Genomic DNA, 18,311 nt, shown 5'->3' on the forward strand with positions numbered 1-18,311 from the left:
GTTTTCTTAATTTTGGGGGGCGATGTTATCTTCCACCAAAATTTTGTAATATAGGATTTTTTTCTTAATTTTGTCAAACTTTCCCTCTCATTAAAGATTCAGTAACCCTTAAAGGTCCTATTTATATGAAAAAATGGCTTTTTCTAATCTTATTGTTTCCTCTAACTTGTGTCGCACAGACATATCGATATCTCGGAGTGGAGGATGGGTTAAGTAACCGGCGGGTCTACTGCATTCAAAAAGATAAAACCGGATATATGTGGTTCCTCACACACGAAGGTATTGATCGATACAATGGAAAAGAATTTAAACGATATAAGCTAATGGATGGTGACACGGAAGTGAACTCTCTATTAAATCTAAACTGGCTTTATATCGATCAGAAAGGAGTCTTATGGGAAATCGGGAAAAAAGGAAAAGTATTCCAATATGACCCAATTCACGACTGCTTCAATCTGGTATACAAATTACCCATGGAAAGCTTTAGTGAACAACCAGATCCAGTAACTTATGCTTGGTGCGATGAGAGCAAGCATATCTGGCTGTGCAATGAAGATACCATCTTTCTCTATAACACAGAAACCCAACAAGTCACCCATATAAAAAATGAAATAAGTGAAGATATCACTAATATTGAGCAAATAGACAGATCACATTTCTTCATCGGTACGGAATTGGGCATTCATTATGCCAAACTGGAAAATAACACACTGGAACTTATCAATTGCGATAAGCTGGATAATGTGAAAGTTCAAGTTATCGATCTACATTTCGACAAAAAGATTCGTAAACTATTCATCGGAACTTTCCTGCAGGGAATTATCGTTTACGATATGAATACCCAATCTGTCATACGACCGGAAAATAATCTAAAAGACATCAGCATCAAACGATTCAAACCGCTAAATGATAAAGAGTTATTGATAGCGACCGATGGCGGAGGAGTACACAAGATAAATATGGATACTTATCAAATAGTACCCGAAATTGTGGCTGATTATAACAGTAATTGTGGCATGAACGGTAACAGTATCAATGACATTTTCGTGGATGATGAAGAACGGATATGGCTGGCTAATTATCCCATCGGAATCACGATACAAAACAATCGTTATACGAGCTACAAATGGATTAAGCACTCCATCGGTAATAAGCAGTCTTTAATCAACGATCAGGTGAACGCCATTATTGAAGACAGAGACGGAGATTTATGGTTTGCAACGAACAATGGCATCAGTTTTCTTAACTCAAAAACCGGACAATGGAGATCGGTACTTAGTGCTTTTGAAGAGTCACAAGATAACAAAAGTCACATTTTTCTCACGATATGTGAAGTGGCTCCCGGAACTATCTGGGCAGGCGGATACTCTTCCGGTATTTACCAGATAGATAAGAAAACGTTCAGTGTTGGTTATTTCATGCCCCCTTTGTACACTCATACAAACAAGCGACCAGACAAATATATACGTGATATCCATACAGATATGCAGGGTTATATATGGTCGGGAGGATTCTACAACCTCAAACGTATAAATCTGAGAACTCAGGAAGTACGATTTTATGATGGATTAAATTCCATAACCGCCATCATTGAGAAGAATGAAAAAAGTATGTGGATTGGTAGCGCTACCGGCTTATGTCTGTTAGATAAAGAGTCCGGTAAATTTGAACGAATAAAACTTCCAGTAGAGTCAAGTTATATCTACTCCTTGTATCAGGCAAAAAACGGTTTATTGTATATAGGTACCAGTGGGTCAGGACTATTGATTTATGATATTAACAAGAAATTGTTCACTCATTACTACTCTGAAAACTGTGCTTTAATATCCAATAATATCTATACCATCCTATCGGATGAGGACAAAAACATGATAATGAGTACAGAAAGCGGACTGACAAGTTTCTATCCCGAAGAAAAAAAATTCCATAACTGGACCAAAGATATGGGATTGATGACCACCCATTTCAATGCGTTGTCAGGCACATTGCGAAAAAACAATAAATTCATTTTAGGCAGCTTGGACGGAGCAGTTGAATTTGATAAGGACATGAAATTTCCAAGGAGTTATTCCTCCAAAATGATTTTCAGCGATTTCAAACTTTTCTATCAGACAATCTATCTGGGTGATGAAGATTCTCCGTTAAAAGCAAGCATCAATGAAACAAAGGAACTGAAGTTAAAATACAATCAGAACATCTTCTCTTTACAGGTTTCCTCCATCAATTACGATTATCCCGCCAACATCCTTTATTCCTGGAGATTAGAAGGCTTTTATGATGAATGGAGCAAACCTGGAACCGAGAATACGATTCGTTACACCAATCTTGCACCGGGCAAATATACACTAAGAGTACGTACTATCTCCAATGAAGACAAACGCATCGTACTTGAAGAAAGAAGTATGGACATTATTATCTCCCGACCTTTCTGGCTGACAATTTGGGCTATGCTACTTTATGCAGCCTTTCTTTGTCTCATCGCTATCATTCTATTACGTATCCTGATTTTGAGAAAGCAGCGTAAAGTCTCTGACGAGAAAATACATTTCTTTATCAATACGGCACATGATATCCGTACCCCATTGACGCTTATCAAAGCACCTTTGGAAGAACTACGTGAAAAAGAAGAGTTGAGCAAAGAAGGGATTTCAAACATGAATACGGCATTACGAAACGTCAATGCTCTGCTGCGCCTGACGACCAATCTTATCAACTTTGAAAGAGCAGACGTATATTCTTCCGAACTATATATTTCAGAACATGAACTAAACGCGTTTACGAATGAAATATTCAATGCATTTCAACAATACGCCAACATCAAACACATCAACTTCACTTATAAAAGTAATTTCAAATATATGAATGTATGGTTTGATAAAGAGAAGATGGAGTCTATTTTTAAGAACATCATTACGAATGCATTGAAATATACTCCCGAAAATGGAGATGTACAGGTTTTCGTTTCTGAATCAACGGATTCATGGAGTATGGAAGTCAGAGACACAGGAATCGGAATTCCGGCTAACGAACAAAAGAAGTTGTTCAAACTACATTTCCGTGGCAGCAATGCTATTAATTCCAAAATAACGGGAAGTGGTATCGGACTGATGCTTGTATGGAAGTTAGTCCGATTACACAAAGGAAAGATCAACCTGTCAAGTATCGAAAACCAAGGTTCTGTTATCAAAATAACGTTCCCCAAAGATAGCAAGCGTTTCCGAAAAGCACATTTGGCAACTCCAAGCAAACAGCGCATAGCAATCGACAACGTTCCGTCCTCATCACCTGAGATTCACGAAACCACACAGAAGAAAGAGAACAGAAATCATCACCGTATCTTGATTGTGGAAGATAATGATGAGTTGCGCAGCTATCTGTCGCAAACATTATCCAAAGAGTATGTCGTACAGGTTTGTTCCAATGGAAAAGAAGCACTGACGATTATTCCCGAGTACAAACCTGAATTGGTTATTTCAGACATTATGATGCCGGAAATGCGGGGTGATGAATTATGTCAGGCTATCAAGAATAACATCGAGACTTCCCACATCCCTGTTATCCTGCTGACTGCTTTAAATAATGAAAAAGATATCCTCTCGGGACTTCAAATCGGTGCGGATGAATACATTGTGAAGCCATTCAACATCGGTATATTGAAAGCAAATGTGGCCAATCTGCTGGCTAATCGTGCACTCCTGCGCAGTAAATACGCAAATCCAGATCTGGATGATGAGGAAAATGATGAAGACTGCATCAACTATTCACAGAATATCGACTGGAAGTTTATCGCAAACGTCAAAAAGAATGTGAAAGACAACATCGGCAATCCCGATCTCACGGTAGATGTGTTATGTAACCTGATGGGAATGAGTCGCACAAGTTTTTACAATAAATTAAGGGCATTGACCGATCAGGCACCGGGAGATTATATCCGGCTGATTCGTCTGAAACGTGCCGTACAATTATTAAAAGAGGGCACACATAGCATAACAGAGATTGCAGAGATGACGGGATTCAGTGACGTCAAGTACTTCCGCGAAGTATTTAAGAAGCATTTTAATGTAAGCCCCAGTCAATATGGCAAAGAGAAAAAAACAGTTAGTAAGGAAGGAGGAGAAAAGAAAGAATGAACATTTATCTCAAAGCATTTGGAATCTTTTTTAAAATAGGAGCCTTTACTATTGGAGGAGGATATGCAATGGTGCCGCTGATTGAAAATGAAATTGTCACCAAGCGAAAATGGATTGCACAGGAAGATTTTATAGATCTGTTGGCTATCGCCCAATCCGCTCCGGGAATTCTGGCAGTCAATATTTCTATCTTCATAGGATATAAACTGCGTGGTATTCGGGGAAGTATTATCACAGCGTTGGGGACTATTTTACCGTCTTTCGTTATCATATTGGCTATCGCCTTGTTTTTCCATAGTTTTCAGGACAATCCGATAGTGGAACGTATTTTTAAAGGAATCCGGCCGGCAGTAGTAGCACTCATCGCGGCACCGACCTTTACCATGGGACGATCTGCTAAAATCAACCGCTACAATCTATGGATTCCTGTTGTTTCGGCCTTATTAATCTGGCTGTTAGGGTTCTCCCCTATCTGGATTATTATTGCTGCCGGTGTAGGAGGTTTCCTATGGGGAAAATTCAAGAAAGTTAAGAACAAATGAGCATGATATCATTATTAATTATATGATTTACTTAGAGTTATTCTATACATTTTTCAAAATCGGCCTCTTTGGGTTCGGTGGTGGGTACGCCATGCTTTCCATGATCCAAGGTGAAGTGGTTACCCGCCACGAATGGGTGAGTTCACAGGAGTTTACTGATATTGTAGCAATCAGTCAGATGACCCCGGGACCTATCGGCATTAATGCAGCGACCTATGTAGGATTTACTTCTACCGGAAGTGTTTTAGGGTCCATCATTGCAACTTTTGCAGTGGTTCTCCCCTCTTTTATCTTGATACTAACCATTAGTAAATTCTTTTTAAGGTACCAGAAGCACCCTGTGGTGGAATCTATCTTCGACGGACTGCGCCCGGCAGTAGTGGGACTGCTCGCTTCCGCTGCGCTGCTATTAATGAATGTGGAAAATTTCGGTTCTCCTACGGAAGATACTTATTCATTCGTTATCAGTGTCATTATATTCCTGATTGTTTTCATCGGAACAAGGAGATACAAAGCCAACCCGATAGCAATGATTATCGCCTGTGGCATTGCAGGACTACTACTTTACTAACTGGTAACGATTGCACGATATACCATGAACTGTAAAAAAACAGTGAACAAACTGCACAATCTTGGCAGAGTATTCACCGTTTATCGTTCATTCTATGTCTTTACAGCTTCATCTTCTTACTTACAGATTTGGATTCATTATGCAAGCGGTCTAAAGCTGTCACTACATAACGGCATTTCGTTTTTCCTGTTTCATAAGGAAGTTTGTAAAACGGATTGCGTGTGATAGCTACAATATGAGAAGGGTCGTCCAGATTCACCTTTTCTTTACTGCCAAAACGATAGACTACATATTGAACAGCCTTATCCATCTCCGTATCAGCTTTTGGAGCTGTCCAGAAAAGGATATAACCATCTTCTGTCCATACTTTTTTCATTTTGCGCACCTTGCCCGGAGCTTTATCATCCATAAAATCAAAGACTGGAATCAAGGCAGGATATTTATGATATTCACTGATTAAAGCATCGCGATATCTACCCTGATTCTCAACAACGGCTGTCGCATACCATTGACAGCTGCCTCCGATTGTCTGGTAGGCACGTTGCAAAGCCATCTTTCGAGGAAGCTGATTGATAGAAGGATTCTTCGGATCGGCAAACTGAACAGTCTTCGGTACGGACTGACCGATAAACAACGGCCGGTTTTCCGAATGAGTAGCCCACCATTTCACCAATGTCTCATAGTCGGCAGCTTTATGGCCGATCTCCCAATAAATTTGCGGAATATTATAATCAATCCATCCTTCACGTGCCCAAAGAAGTACATCAGCATAAAGATCATCATAGTTCTGCAAGCCATTGGTGTTACTTCCCAACGGATCGCTCTTCTGATTCCGATAGATGCCAAACGGACTAACACCGAACTTCACCCATGGTTTGATGCCACGAATCGTTTCGTGAAGCTTCTTTATCAACACATTCACATTACTACGACGCCAATCCGCCTTATTGGTGAAACCTCCACCGTAGCGGGCGAAACTTGCATCATCCGGAAAATCCAATCCATTAACCGGATAAGGATAGAAATAATCATCCATGTGAATAGCATCTACATCATAACGAGACACAATATCGGTCACAATCTTACAGATATGCTCCCGGCTTTCAGGAAGTGCCGGATCGAAATACAGTTGATCACCATAAGTAACAAACCATTCCGGATGCTGGTGATAAATATGTTCCGGTGCTAACTTATTCTTTAACGAGGTCTTCACTCGGTAAGGATTGATCCAGGCATGAAATTCCAGATTCCGCTTCTGACATTCTTCAATCATAAACTGCATCGGATCCCACATAGGAGAAGGCATCTGCCCTTGTGTCCCTGTCAGGAAACGGCTCCACGGCTCATGCTGGGAAGCGTATAATGCATCCGCCTCAGGACGTACTTGAAAGATGATTGCGTTAATGCCGGCTTCCTGAAGAGAGTTCAGCTGACTAATCAACATTTGTTTCAGCCTCTCTGTGGGAATGCCATGAAACTGACCGTTAACAGCTTGTATCCACGCTCCACGGAATTCACGTTTAGGATATTGATTGCCTGATGGCACCTGTGCCCTCACTCCTACTACCAGAAGAAGAGCTAAAAGTAAAAGATAGTTTTTCAGCTTCATCATATTCTTAAATCGTAATAATGTGACGCAAAGATAATACAAACTCCCGATAAATTCGCTAACTTTGCCGACTACCATAAAACAAGAAGTATTTTATGTCAGAGAATAACTATATTTCGATCAAAGGTGCACGCGTAAATAACCTAAAAAACATTGATGTAGATATACCACGCAATAAACTTGTTGTCATCACCGGATTATCAGGTTCGGGAAAATCATCCCTTGCTTTTGATACGCTCTATGCAGAAGGACAACGCCGCTACGTGGAAAGTTTAAGCAGCTATGCGCGTCAGTTCCTAGGGCGAATGAGTAAACCGGAGTGTGACTTTATCAAAGGAATTCCTCCCGCCATTGCTATCGAACAAAAAGTGAACAGCCGCAACCCCCGTTCCACCGTGGGCACCTCGACTGAAATTTACGAATATCTACGCCTGTTATATTCACGGGTAGGGAAAACATATAGTCCCATCAGTGGACAAGAAGTGAAGAAACACTCTACAGAAGATATTGTCAACTGTATGCTCTCATACCCGGAAGGTACAAGATATACTGTACTGACGCTTATCCGCCTACGCGAAGACCGCACCTTACAACAGCAACTGGAGATAGACCTGAAACAAGGATTCAACCGCATCGAGGTGAACGGTGAAATGAAACGTATTGATGAATATACACCTATGGCAGGTGATGAAGTATATCTGCTGGTGGACCGTATGGCGGTTGCCAAAAGCAAGGATGCCATCAGCCGACTCACCGATTCTGCCGAAACAGCCATGTATGAAGGTGACGGAACCTGTATGCTACGTTTTTATCTATCGGGCGGAACCACGAAACTACATACTTTCAGCACTAAATTCGAAGCAGACGGTATCATCTTTGAAGAGCCGAATGACCAGATGTTTTCATTCAACTCTCCTATCGGTGCTTGTCCCGTATGTGAAGGGTTCGGTAAAGTGATCGGTATTGATGAGCACTTAGTTGTTCCGGATCGTTCCTTATCCGTATATGAAGGTGCTATCGTATGCTGGCGCGGTGAAAAGATGGGTGAATGGAAAGAAGAACTGATTCACAATGCGGCTAAATTCGACTTCCCGATTTTCACTCCTTATTATGAGTTGACAGATGCACAACGCCGGTTACTTTGGGAAGGCAACCAATATTTCCATGGCATCAATGCTTTCTTCAAGATGCTGGAAGAAAATCAATATAAGATACAGTATCGGGTCATGTTGGCACGTTACCGCGGAAAGACACTTTGCCCGAAATGCCATGGCACCCGCCTGAAACCGGAGGCCTGCTATGTTCGGGTAGGTGGAAAAAATATTTCCGAACTGGTGGATTTGCCAATCACTGAGCTGAAGCAATTCTTCGATCATCTGGAGTTAGACGAGCATGACGCCAATGTATCCCAACGTATCCTGATTGAAATAAATAACCGAATTCGCTTCCTGATCGATGTTGGTTTGGGTTATCTGACGTTGAACAGGCTCAGTAATTCTCTATCGGGTGGAGAAAGCCAGCGTATCAATCTGGCAACCTCACTGGGAAGTAGCCTGGTAGGTAGCCTTTATATTCTCGACGAACCAAGTATCGGACTGCATAGTCGCGATACAGACCGTCTGCTCTACGTCTTGCGCCAACTGCAACAATTAGGCAATACAGTAGTAGTGGTAGAGCACGATGAAGAAATTATCCGTGCCGCAGATTACATTATTGATATAGGTCCTAATGCCGGACGCCTGGGTGGAGAGATTGTCTATCAAGGCGATATGAAGGATTTGAAAAAGGGAAGTAACAGCTATACGGTACGTTATCTTTTGGGAGAAGATGAAATTCCCGTTCCGGAACATCGCCGGCCATGGAATAATTATATAGAATTAAAAGGTGCACGTGAGAATAACCTGAAAGGAGTAAACGTACGTATTCCACTTAATGTGATGACAGTCGTTACCGGTGTTTCCGGTTCCGGAAAGAGTACATTGGTGAGAGATATTTTCTTCCGGGCATTGAAACGTGAGTTGGATGAATGCAGCGACCGACCGGGAGAATTCTCCTCCATCGGAGGAAGTTTGCGCGACTTGCGGAATGTGGAATTCGTAGACCAGAACCCTATTGGTAAATCGTCACGTTCTAATCCGGTGACTTACATCAGGGCTTACGACGAAATCCGCAAATTATGGTCCGAACAACCGCTAGCCAAACAAATGGGATATGCCCCCGGATTCTTCAGTTTCAATAGTGAAGGCGGACGCTGCGAAGAGTGTAAAGGAGAAGGAACCATCACTGTCGAAATGCAATTCATGGCAGACTTAGTACTGAAGTGTGAATCTTGTCACGGAAAACGTTTCAAGTCTGATACGCTGGAAGTGAAATTCCACGATAAAAGCATCTACGATATATTGGAGATGACCGTCAACCAAGCGATTGAGTTCTTCAGTGAACATGGACAAAAGAAAATTGTAAAGAAGTTGCTTCCTTTACAGGACGTAGGACTGGGATATATTAAATTGGGACAGTCGTCTTCTACTCTCTCCGGTGGTGAAAACCAACGTGTCAAACTGGCATTCTATTTAAGTCAGGAGAAAGCCGACCCGACCATGTTTATCTTTGACGAGCCGACTACCGGACTTCATTTCCATGATATTCGCAAACTTCTGGATGCTTTCGACGCACTGATTCGCCGGGGACACAGCATCGTTATCATCGAGCATAACATGGACGTCATCAAGTGCGCCGATTATGTAATCGATCTCGGACCGGAAGGTGGAGATAAAGGTGGAAACATTGTAGCAGTGGGCACACCGGAAGAGATTGCCGCTTGTGGAGCAAGCTATACAGGACAGTTCCTGAAAGAGAAACTGGGATAAAATAATAAACCTCCCAAGATTTGTTATATCTTCCACATACGTAAGGCCTTTGTACTTCCTGCTTTTTGCAAGGATGCTCAAAGCCTTACGCCTATTGACTTGTATTCGAATTCATTCTTAACGAGACTGATTCTTTTCAATGTTTCCATATTCCTCAATACATAAATCCAACGTTCAAAATCTTCGAGACAATGTGCAAAGTCAAAACAAAGTGTTCACCATATTGAAACAGAGCATTTCGCTGCAGGATCTACTCCGTCGCGCGTATGCCGTAACCAACGCATACTCATTCACAAGAATTTCGAGGGACTTGCCGAGAGGGGCAAATGCTCCATGGGTTGGTTCTTCGGATTCAAGCTGCACCTGATAATCAATGACAAGGGGTATATCGGACAAGCATTGTTTGAAAACCTATTCCTTAACGGCATACAACTGACCACACAAAGAATACGAATGTTAAAATATCGAATAGTATGCAGTCTTTTGGACTTATATCTATCATATTTAAAACGGAGTGTCGTATAGAACTTAAAAACACATGAAACAAAAAAAACTTATAGAATTATGCAAAAAAGGAGATAAGCAAGCTTTAAGCTGGCTCTACCAAACCTATGCCGATAAGATGATAAAAATATGTTTTCATTACGTTACTGACAGGCAAATTGCACAAGACCTTCTACACGACGGTTTTATCATCATCTTCACCTCTATAAATTCACTGCGTTCTCCTGAAAAATTAGAATACTGGATGGGAACGATTATGAAAAATATATCTTTAAGATATTTGAAACAATGCAGTTCGATATCCACAACCCCTTTAGAAGAAATGAGCGAAGATGAAGAGCCTATTGATACATTTCCCTCTAATGATTTCCCAGCTTACAAAATAATGCTCAAAATGATAGAGTCACTTCCGGAAGGCTATAACAAAGTTTTCAAATTAGCTGTACTAGAAGGATTATCTCACAAGGAAATCGGTTTATTGTTAAATATAGCTCCTCATTCTTCCTCATCGCAATTATCAAGAGCAAAAGATTTATTGCGCAAACTCATCTCCCAATACTATACTATGATTGGATTAGTCATATTGTCATCTATTATTTTTATACAAATATGGCTATACACATATAAAAAAAACATTACTGCAGAACATTGTATTACAACTACACAGAACGAAAAAAAACAAAAAAACGAAGACTTATTGCCAAAAGATTCTATAAAAACTATTTCGAATCATGCAATTACTATCCCCCAGTATGCAGATTCTAAATCTATAAGAAAGATACCCAAACAAATGATTATTTTACAAGACAGTGTCGCAGAAGGACAAGATAGCATTAAACTCTTTAATCAGCAGATAATAGAAAATCAAGAAACCAAAGAACGGAAAGAGTCTTATAGCACCTATACCCCCCAACAACCATCCAACGATAAAAGAAATTGGTCGTTGGCTTTATCTTATTCAGGTGGAGAAAAACGAATCAACTCTCACCAATCAAGAATTCCCAGTGATATTTCATCCGGACATTCCAAGGAGGTACTGGAAGAATCACACCATCATTCCCCTATCACATTATCGCTTTCGCTACGTAAGAATATAAATGAGTATTGGGGTATAGAAACCGGGATACAATACACATACCTGCGTTCCGACTTCACTGTCATTAGCGATTCTTATTTAGAGAAAACATGCAAAATTAATTACATAGGAATCCCGATCAAAGGTTCTTTCAATATATGGAAGAAACAAAAATTCTCTCTATATACTTCTGCAGGAACGACTTTGGATATACCTATAAGGGCTACTTCAGAAGAGCTCACATCTAAAAATGGGCAAATTATATTTCAAAAGAAGAGTAGCCTATATCCACATTTACAGTGGTCAGCCGATTTTGGTATAGGCATCCAGTATCACATAACTCCTTCTATCGGAATTTATGCAGAACCTAATTTACGATATTATTTTCATAATGGAGATAGACTGAATACAATCCGGAGCGCAAAGCCATTCAATGTAACATTGCCTATAGGTATTCGACTATCTTGGTAAAAAAACAACAATTATCATGCAGTCTTTCGAAGAATAATTTATCATAATTATAGAGAGTAAATTATATCAATTTAAAACTATTATTATGCAAGATCGACATGAGAACCGAAATATCTATTTCAAAGAGTTGTCTATAACAAGCAGAAACTATTTTATCCCCTATATCCAATGCTGGCATCCGGTAGAGGCTACAATGAATGTGTTGGAAATCGGTTGTGGTGAGGGAGGGAATTTACTTCCTTTCTCTGAAATAGGATGTAATACCACCGGGGTTGATTTGGCAGAAAGTCGTATTAAAGATGCAAGAACTTTTTTTAACGAATCCCATACAAAGGGCGAATTTATAGCATCAGACATATTCAAACTAAAGAAGTTGAATCGGAGTTTTGATATTATCATCTGCCATGATGTACTTGAGCATATTACCCGGAAAGAACTGTTCTTATCTGATTTGAGCAAATATCTGAAACCACAAGGCATTGTTTTTATCTCCTTCCCGGCATGGCAAATGCCATTTGGAGGTCACCAACAAATATGCAGGAATCGGATCTTATCCCATCTGCCTTTTATTCATTTACTCCCCGTTTCTATATACCGATTACTTTTAAAAGTTTTCAAAGTAGATGCAGATTGTATCAAAGAATTGCTGTCCATCAAAAAGACCAGTGTATCAATAGAATCATTTGAAAGATTAATAAGAAAAACAAATCTAAGCATACTAAATAGGCAACTATGGTTCATTAATCCTCACTATGAAATAAAATTCGGGCTACCTCCCTATAAATTGAATCATACGATTTCCCAAATACCTTATCTGAGGGATTTTGCAAGTACTAGTTGTTTCTATCTCTTAAAAGAAAAAGAATAAACCGATAAGAAAAAAAATCCCTCCTAATAAACTTCTACTTACTAAGAGGGACAATTATATATCAAATTCTCAACTTATTTAAAAATAGAATCCGAATCCTATCTTCACACCGAAACGTGAGTTATCGGAGTCATCAAAACGCCATTTGTAATAAACAGCCGGTTCGATCGTTACTGTTTTGGAGAGGAAGTACGCATATCCGGCTTCAATGCCCAATCCCCAATCGCTGTTATGGCTACCACCCTTATAGCGGACACGTTCCCAGTCAAAACCACCCCCGAGATAAATCCCCGTAGTATTGAAATAACAACGCATTCCTGTACCTAGTGTATATCTATCCTTCGGCTGCGACCAGTCTGCTTCAAGATTCACCATTAATGCAAAACCATCTGCCAAAAATGTACCGGCTTGCGCACCAATAGCCAATTTGGCATCCTCATTTTTACTGTAGGAAAAATCCAGTCCTGTCACGGAAGGATTGAGAATCATCGTTCCTTTCTCAAATTGTGCCTGTGCAGTGAAAGAGACTGCCAATAAGCAAAGTGCCAAAGCTAATTTCTTCATAAACTTACTTTTTTAATGAATAGATTGTTCGTCTTTTTTGCGGCGTTCGCGCATTTGTTCCTTCTTACGAAGTACCAGCCAAAGAAGGAAAACAATAACATAAGAAACTGCCACCGTTATTATTTTTTCTTTCAGGCTAACCTCAGTGTTACGTGGCAACAGATAAGCCGCCGTTACTGATACATAAATAAGGAATGCAAGCGCAACTCCCGTTGATTTCTTTATTTTCTTCATGCTGATAATTTTCTTGTTTTCTGCTTGCCCAGCCAAACATAGAACCAAGCTGTCGCTATCACCACACACACTATTCCGATGCCATAGGAAACTGCATGCGAAAGTCCCAGTCCTTCGGGAGCGATACATATATAAGTAGAACATACACATGTCATAAACAGTGCCGGTATCAAAGTGATGATATATGGTTTCCGGGATACCGCTAAAAATGCCGTTATAGCCCATAGGGTAAACACAGCCAATGTCTGGTTAGCCCAAGCAAAATACCGCCATATCATATTAAATCCGTTTGCGTCACGCAAGCTATATAACAGCAGACCGATAGCAACTACGAACATCGGAATGCAAATATATAAACGGTGGCGCATACTTTTTTGTTCCATCCCCAGAAAATCCGCCACAATCAAACGCGCTGAACGAAAAGCTGTATCTCCCGAAGTTATGGGAGCTGCAATCACTCCCAAAATAGCAAGAACCCCGCCGATTGCCCCCAACCATTCTTTGGTTATGGCATCAACAATAACGGAAGCATTGCTTTCTCCCATTCCGTTTTCATGGAAAAAATAAGTAGCGGCAGCAGCCCAGATAAGAGCAACGATACCTTCGGTAATCATTGCACCATAAAATACCGGACGACCGTGCCGTTCGGAAGTCATACAACGAGCCATCAAAGGACTTTGTGTAGCATGAAAACCGGAAATGGCCCCACATGCGATACTCACAAACATGATCGGAAAAATAGGGAGTTCACCGGCATCGGGATTTGTATTTTGCAATCCGTCCCAAAGTTCAGGCAAAGCCGGATGATTGACATAAAGCATCACCAAAATACCTACTGCCATAAACAACAAGGCGACCGCAAACAACGGATAGACTTTACCTATTATCTTATCAACAGGTAACAACGTTGCCAAAATATAATAGGCAAACACAACGATAATCCAAAACGTAGCATCCATACTTTCCGGAGTGAGTTTTGCCAACAATCCAGCAGGTCCTGCAACGAAAACCGACCCTACCAGAATCATTAGAATGACAGTGAATCCTCTCATCACCTGCTTGGTAGTCAGTCCCAAATAACGGCCTATTATTTCCGGCAAGCTTTCACCCCCATTACGCAAAGAAAGCATTCCGGCAAAATAATCATGCACGGCCCCCGCAAAAATACTTCCCAGCACGATCCACAAGTATGAAGAGCTACCAAATTTTGCCCCCATGATTGCTCCGAAAATAGGACCTAATCCCGCGATATTAAGAAATTGAATCATGAAAATCTTCCAAGTGGGCAATGGAATATAGTCCACTCCATCCGCCTTGGTAAGAGCCGGTGTTTTACGGCCATCGGGACCAAAGACGCATTCCATCAGGCGTCCGTACGTAAAATAGCCTGCTATCAGTGCCAGCAGGCATAGAGTAAATGTAATCATAGCGTGTCGTTTTTTAACTTGGCAAATGTAACATAATCTCACGAAACAGCCCAACAATACCGACACTTTTACTAACTTTGCAGGGATTTAAAACAAAAAATAAAGAATATGCGCTATACTATTTTCATTCTTTCACTTTTGTTTCCTTTCCTCTCTGTAGCTGCGCAGCCCAAACACGAAGTTCGTGCCGCATGGGTGACAGCGGTGTATGGACTGGACTGGCCTCGCACACGTGCGACAACTCCTCAAACAATCCGCAAGCAGAAAGAAGAATTAACAGATATTCTTGATAAGTTGAAGGCTGCCAACTTCAACACGGTCCTATTCCAAACCCGTACTCGTGGAGATGTTTTATATCCTTCAGCAATCGAACCTTTCAACTCGATCCTGACCGGAAAGATAGGAGGAAACCCGGGATATGATCCGCTGGCCTTTGCCGTTGAAGAATGCCATAAACGGGGAATGGAATGTCATGCCTGGATGGTAACGATCCCATTGGGGAATAAGAAGCATGTTGCTTCTCTCGGCAGTCGGTCTGTCACCAAGCGGATGAAAGATATCTGCGTTCCTTACAAAAGCGAATATTTCCTCAATCCGGGACATCCGGCAACGAAGGAGTATTTGATGAAACTGGTGCGGGAAGTCGTAAGCGGTTATGATGTGGACGGAGTGCATTTTGACTATCTGCGTTATCCGGAGAATGCTCCTTTTTTCCCTGATAAATATGATTTCCACCGATATAATAAAGGACGCACACTGGAGCAGTGGCGCCGGGATAATATCTCCGAGATTGTACGTTATATATATAAAGGTGTAAAGGCCATGAAGCCTTGGGTCAAAGTAAGTACCTGTCCGGTAGGCAAATACCGGGATACTTCGCGTTATCCTTCCCGTGGATGGAATGCTTTCTTTACCGTTTATCAGGACCCGCAAGGTTGGATGGGAGAAGGAATTATGGACCAGATTTATCCGATGATGTATTTCCGGGGAAACAATTTCTATCCTTTTGCCCTCGACTGGCAGGAACAGAGTAACGGACGACAGGTCATTCCGGGACTTGGCATTTATTTTCTTCATCCCGATGAAGGCAAATGGACACGTGATGAAATAGATCGTCAGATGAACTTCATCCGCAATCAGAAAATGGCAGGTGAAGGGCATTACCGGGTGAAATACCTGACGGAAAACACGCAGGGTATTTATGACGAATTAGCCGAGAATTTTTATGCATATCCTGCCCTACAACCTCCTATGCCATGGCTGGATGATATTGCACCTACAGCTCCTTCTGCGCTGAAAATTACTCATACCGATCATGGATATACCGAATTAACCTGGCAAGCGGCTACTGACAATGACCGGCGCAACCAACCCATGTATGTTATTTATGCTTCTAACGATTATCCGGTAGATACCAACCGACCGGAAAATATCGTCGCACAAAATATCCGGGAGCCCGGTTATGTGTATGCCCCTATCCTGCCTTGGAATGCAAAAAAGCACTTCGCAGTGACGGCTGTTGACCGCTATGGAAATGAAAGTATAGCGACGCAGGAACAAACGGATCAGCCGTAAACCAGGTGTTTAGAATCGACTTATTTGTTTCAGAGCAGTATAAATATGAATTAAATTTCCAATATCTGCATCTAAACCTGTCCAAACCCTCCTATTGAATTTTCATACTATAATCCGCCTTCAGCGCTTTCAGTTTTATCCGCAAACGCCTTGCCAGAAGGAGATAGCGGCTGAAACCGGAAAATATTGACCCTTGCAGGAAGGTACTGTAGGCAGGGGGTAGTGCTTTCAGCGCTTTCAGCTTTTTCAAACTTGCCGGTTCGGTATGTCCGCCACACCGGATAGATAGATTCATCCCGCAGGCAAAAGTGAGGTAAAATGCAGGCTCTGTTTGGCTATAACAGAGCCTCTGTTACAATGAAATACAGGCTCTGTTTGGCCATCATAGAGCCTCTGTTAAGAAGGAGCTGGAGCTATACACTTTCACTTTCAAGAGTGCCTTCAGGAGTGGTTTCAGAAAAAAACACCGATGAAAAGGGACTTTTTTGAAGAACTGAAGGCTGAAGGCGGTTTTTCTATCTGTTGAGTAACTCAAGCAGATGAAATCAGAAACCATCAGGAGTTACCCATATCCACGCACGATAACAACTTCTCCTATGAACAGGAACCAAAGGTAAATAACCGGAGTACACTCTACCTTCCCTGATTTCCAACGGATAAGTTGCAGACATCCGTTCATGTTCCTGCAAAGTCTCACCTTCCGAAGGATGATAATCAATCCCGAAACGCCCCGTTGAATCCGGATGTACATAGCGGTCATATAGAAAACGCGCAACAACTCCCATATTCATGCGCAGATTGATTTCCACACAGGGATGAATCCGAAAAACCGGATCTTCACTTTCCGGAAACCGGCAAATCATCATATCAACTCCCAAATAACCTTTATAAACAGCTCCTATCAAGATAGAAAGTTTGCATTTCAAACGGCTCTCCAAGTCCGTCAAAGCTCCTAAAGGAACATATTTCGAAAGTTGTTTCCGGATAGCCTCATCAGAAAGCAGACAGTTCCCTTCATACATTCCACTCTTTCCGGTACGGAAGAGGGAATATCCCGCCAATCTCACCCCACCCGCTCCATCAGAATAAAACTCCATGGCAAAATCTTCCACCTTATTATATACGGGTTCTGCAACGACTCCGCCCTGCGAAGCCGCCACACGGACACACCAACCGGAGATAAAAGGAGTCAACAGACCTTTGCACCAGTTCAACCCCTTACCACTTCCCGAAAGCGGAGCTTTCAACAGACAGCTTTCCCGCTCTTCTACAAAAGTCTTCCATTCTTCCGGTGTTTTCAAGTAATAAGATGCTCCGCAGAAATGTTCATCCAACCGCAATTCCGGAAGCAATGAAACGGCTTTGGAACGATGGGAATATTCCCTCAAACCGTTTAGTTGCTCCATAGAAGGGAGCAAGGCTTCATCCACGCCCAGCAGCGAAAGCCGTTTACGCAAAGCCACGTCCCAGCCCCAAGGGTAAATATCCAAATCCGGTTCAGAAGCCAGTTCCGGTTCCGTCATCAAATGAACCGGAATATCCAGCAATTCCCGCATTTGTCTCAAATAATTAAAATTATAGGCAGAAGAAGCCAATACCGCACTCCCCTCTTCCGCATACCACATCGGTAGCAAAGACAGCTCGGAAGCCATACGCCTGGCGGAAGCCGGAGCCATATAGTTCGCTTCCCCGCTGGCAAGTGCCAAATCATGTTCCGGATTGAATATATAAAGAGCCCTTTTTGTCATTTCAAACGTATTCAAAACATTATTCTGCAAATATATACAGGAAATAGTCAGGAATAACCACAATAAACAGAAAGTTGAAATAAAAAACACAATTTTGCCATCTCTACTTTGCAATTCATAAAAAAA

13 protein-coding genes and 1 pseudogene are annotated in these 18,311 nt (G+C 41.5%); 8 read left to right on the forward strand and 6 right to left on the reverse strand.

From position 1 onward, the window contains the following. Nucleotides 1-125: 125 nt before the first annotated feature. From AB9N12_RS02325 to AB9N12_RS02335, 3 genes are read left to right on the forward strand one after another with little or no spacing between them, the layout of a single operon-like run. Nucleotides 126-4,130 carry a two-component regulator propeller domain-containing protein gene (locus AB9N12_RS02325; RefSeq protein WP_369889354.1) on the forward strand — a complete coding sequence of 1,335 codons (4,005 nt, stop codon included), beginning with the start codon at nt 126-128 and terminating at the stop codon, nt 4,128-4,130. Beyond that, nucleotides 4,127-4,672 carry a chromate transporter gene (locus AB9N12_RS02330; protein WP_369889356.1) on the forward strand — a complete coding sequence of 182 codons (546 nt, stop codon included), beginning with the start codon at nt 4,127-4,129 and terminating at the stop codon, nt 4,670-4,672. Before AB9N12_RS02325 ends, AB9N12_RS02330 begins: the two co-directional genes overlap by 4 nt. A 22-nt stretch (nt 4,673-4,694) precedes the next feature. Beyond that, nucleotides 4,695-5,243: a chromate transporter gene (locus AB9N12_RS02335; protein ID WP_369889358.1), complete on the forward strand. Its 549-nt coding sequence runs from the start codon at nt 4,695-4,697 to the stop codon at nt 5,241-5,243. A 100-nt stretch (nt 5,244-5,343) separates the two neighbouring features. Here AB9N12_RS02335 and AB9N12_RS02340 read toward each other — a convergent pair whose 3' ends face one another. Beyond that, entirely contained in the window at nt 5,344-6,930 is a 1,587-nt protein-coding gene (locus AB9N12_RS02340) for a glycoside hydrolase family 10 protein (protein ID WP_369889360.1), read from the reverse strand. 17 nt (nt 6,931-6,947) lie between these two features. On the opposite strand from AB9N12_RS02340, the gene uvrA reads away from it, so the two are divergent. From uvrA to AB9N12_RS02360, 4 genes and pseudogenes are all read left to right on the forward strand, one after another. Continuing rightward, entirely contained in the window at nt 6,948-9,719 is a 2,772-nt protein-coding gene (gene uvrA, locus AB9N12_RS02345; protein ID WP_369889362.1) for an excinuclease ABC subunit UvrA, read from the forward strand. A 249-nt stretch (nt 9,720-9,968) separates the two neighbouring features. Beyond that, nucleotides 9,969-10,109 (forward strand): annotated as a pseudogene (locus AB9N12_RS02350) (transposase); the annotation flags it as partial. A gap of 148 nt (nt 10,110-10,257) precedes the next feature. Further along, nucleotides 10,258-11,769, forward strand: a complete 1,512-nt coding sequence (locus tag AB9N12_RS02355) for a sigma-70 family RNA polymerase sigma factor (protein WP_369889364.1) — start codon at nt 10,258-10,260, stop codon at nt 11,767-11,769. A gap of 85 nt (nt 11,770-11,854) precedes the next feature. Further along, complete coding sequence (locus AB9N12_RS02360; RefSeq protein WP_369889366.1) at nt 11,855-12,637, forward strand: class I SAM-dependent methyltransferase; 783 nt, start codon at nt 11,855-11,857, stop codon at nt 12,635-12,637. Between the two features lie 78 nt (nt 12,638-12,715). Here the strand turns inward: AB9N12_RS02360 and AB9N12_RS02365 are convergent, their stop codons facing one another. From AB9N12_RS02365 to AB9N12_RS02375, 3 genes are read right to left on the reverse strand one after another with little or no spacing between them, the layout of a single operon-like run. Further along, a complete protein-coding gene (locus AB9N12_RS02365) occupies nt 12,716-13,201 on the reverse strand; it encodes an outer membrane beta-barrel protein (protein WP_369889368.1) in 486 nt (161 codons plus the stop codon). A gap of 12 nt (nt 13,202-13,213) precedes the next feature. After that, nucleotides 13,214-13,435 carry a hypothetical protein gene (locus AB9N12_RS02370; protein ID WP_369889370.1) on the reverse strand — a complete coding sequence of 74 codons (222 nt, stop codon included), beginning with the start codon at nt 13,433-13,435 and terminating at the stop codon, nt 13,214-13,216. Beyond that, entirely contained in the window at nt 13,432-14,862 is a 1,431-nt protein-coding gene (locus AB9N12_RS02375) for a carbon starvation protein A (RefSeq protein WP_369889372.1), read from the reverse strand. Before AB9N12_RS02375 ends, AB9N12_RS02370 begins: the two co-directional genes overlap by 4 nt. Before the next feature lie 108 nt (nt 14,863-14,970). Here AB9N12_RS02375 and AB9N12_RS02380 point away from each other — a divergent pair, with 108 nt between their 5' ends. Next, nucleotides 14,971-16,437, forward strand: a complete 1,467-nt coding sequence (locus tag AB9N12_RS02380; RefSeq protein WP_369889374.1) for a glycoside hydrolase family 10 protein — start codon at nt 14,971-14,973, stop codon at nt 16,435-16,437. A gap of 91 nt (nt 16,438-16,528) precedes the next feature. On the opposite strand, the gene AB9N12_RS02385 is transcribed toward AB9N12_RS02380, so the two are convergent. Next, the gene (locus AB9N12_RS02385) at nt 16,529-16,732 is read right to left on the reverse strand and encodes a hypothetical protein (protein ID WP_369889376.1); all 204 of its coding nucleotides are present in this window, start codon (nt 16,730-16,732) and stop codon (nt 16,529-16,531) included. A gap of 250 nt (nt 16,733-16,982) precedes the next feature. Continuing rightward, nucleotides 16,983-18,185, reverse strand: a complete 1,203-nt coding sequence (locus AB9N12_RS02390; RefSeq protein ID WP_369889378.1) for a hypothetical protein — start codon at nt 18,183-18,185, stop codon at nt 16,983-16,985. Nucleotides 18,186-18,311 lie beyond the last annotated feature (126 nt).

The sequence above is a fragment of the Bacteroides sp. AN502(2024) genome (genome assembly GCF_041227145.1).
Taxonomy (GTDB): Bacteria; Bacteroidota; Bacteroidia; order Bacteroidales; family Bacteroidaceae; genus Bacteroides.

What these genes read in the sequence shown, in the direction of transcription:
- AB9N12_RS02335 (WP_369889358.1), top strand. Translation starts at nt 4,695, where the DNA reads ATGATTTACTTAGAGTTATTCTATACATTTTTCAAAATCGGCCTCTTT.
- AB9N12_RS02365 (WP_369889368.1), bottom strand. Translation starts at nt 13,201, where the DNA reads ATGAAGAAATTAGCTTTGGCACTTTGCTTATTGGCAGTCTCTTTCACT.
- AB9N12_RS02360 (WP_369889366.1), top strand. Translation starts at nt 11,855, where the DNA reads ATGCAAGATCGACATGAGAACCGAAATATCTATTTCAAAGAGTTGTCT.
- AB9N12_RS02390 (WP_369889378.1), bottom strand. Translation starts at nt 18,185, where the DNA reads ATGACAAAAAGGGCTCTTTATATATTCAATCCGGAACATGATTTGGCA.
- AB9N12_RS02355 (WP_369889364.1), top strand. Translation starts at nt 10,258, where the DNA reads ATGAAACAAAAAAAACTTATAGAATTATGCAAAAAAGGAGATAAGCAA.
- AB9N12_RS02370 (WP_369889370.1), bottom strand. Translation starts at nt 13,435, where the DNA reads ATGAAGAAAATAAAGAAATCAACGGGAGTTGCGCTTGCATTCCTTATT.
- AB9N12_RS02375 (WP_369889372.1), bottom strand. Translation starts at nt 14,862, where the DNA reads ATGATTACATTTACTCTATGCCTGCTGGCACTGATAGCAGGCTATTTT.
- AB9N12_RS02380 (WP_369889374.1), top strand. Translation starts at nt 14,971, where the DNA reads ATGCGCTATACTATTTTCATTCTTTCACTTTTGTTTCCTTTCCTCTCT.
- AB9N12_RS02325 (WP_369889354.1), top strand. Translation starts at nt 126, where the DNA reads ATGAAAAAATGGCTTTTTCTAATCTTATTGTTTCCTCTAACTTGTGTC.
- AB9N12_RS02385 (WP_369889376.1), bottom strand. Translation starts at nt 16,732, where the DNA reads ATGAATCTATCTATCCGGTGTGGCGGACATACCGAACCGGCAAGTTTG.
- AB9N12_RS02340 (WP_369889360.1), bottom strand. Translation starts at nt 6,930, where the DNA reads ATGGTAGTCGGCAAAGTTAGCGAATTTATCGGGAGTTTGTATTATCTT.
- uvrA (WP_369889362.1), top strand. Translation starts at nt 6,948, where the DNA reads ATGTCAGAGAATAACTATATTTCGATCAAAGGTGCACGCGTAAATAAC.
- AB9N12_RS02330 (WP_369889356.1), top strand. Translation starts at nt 4,127, where the DNA reads ATGAACATTTATCTCAAAGCATTTGGAATCTTTTTTAAAATAGGAGCC.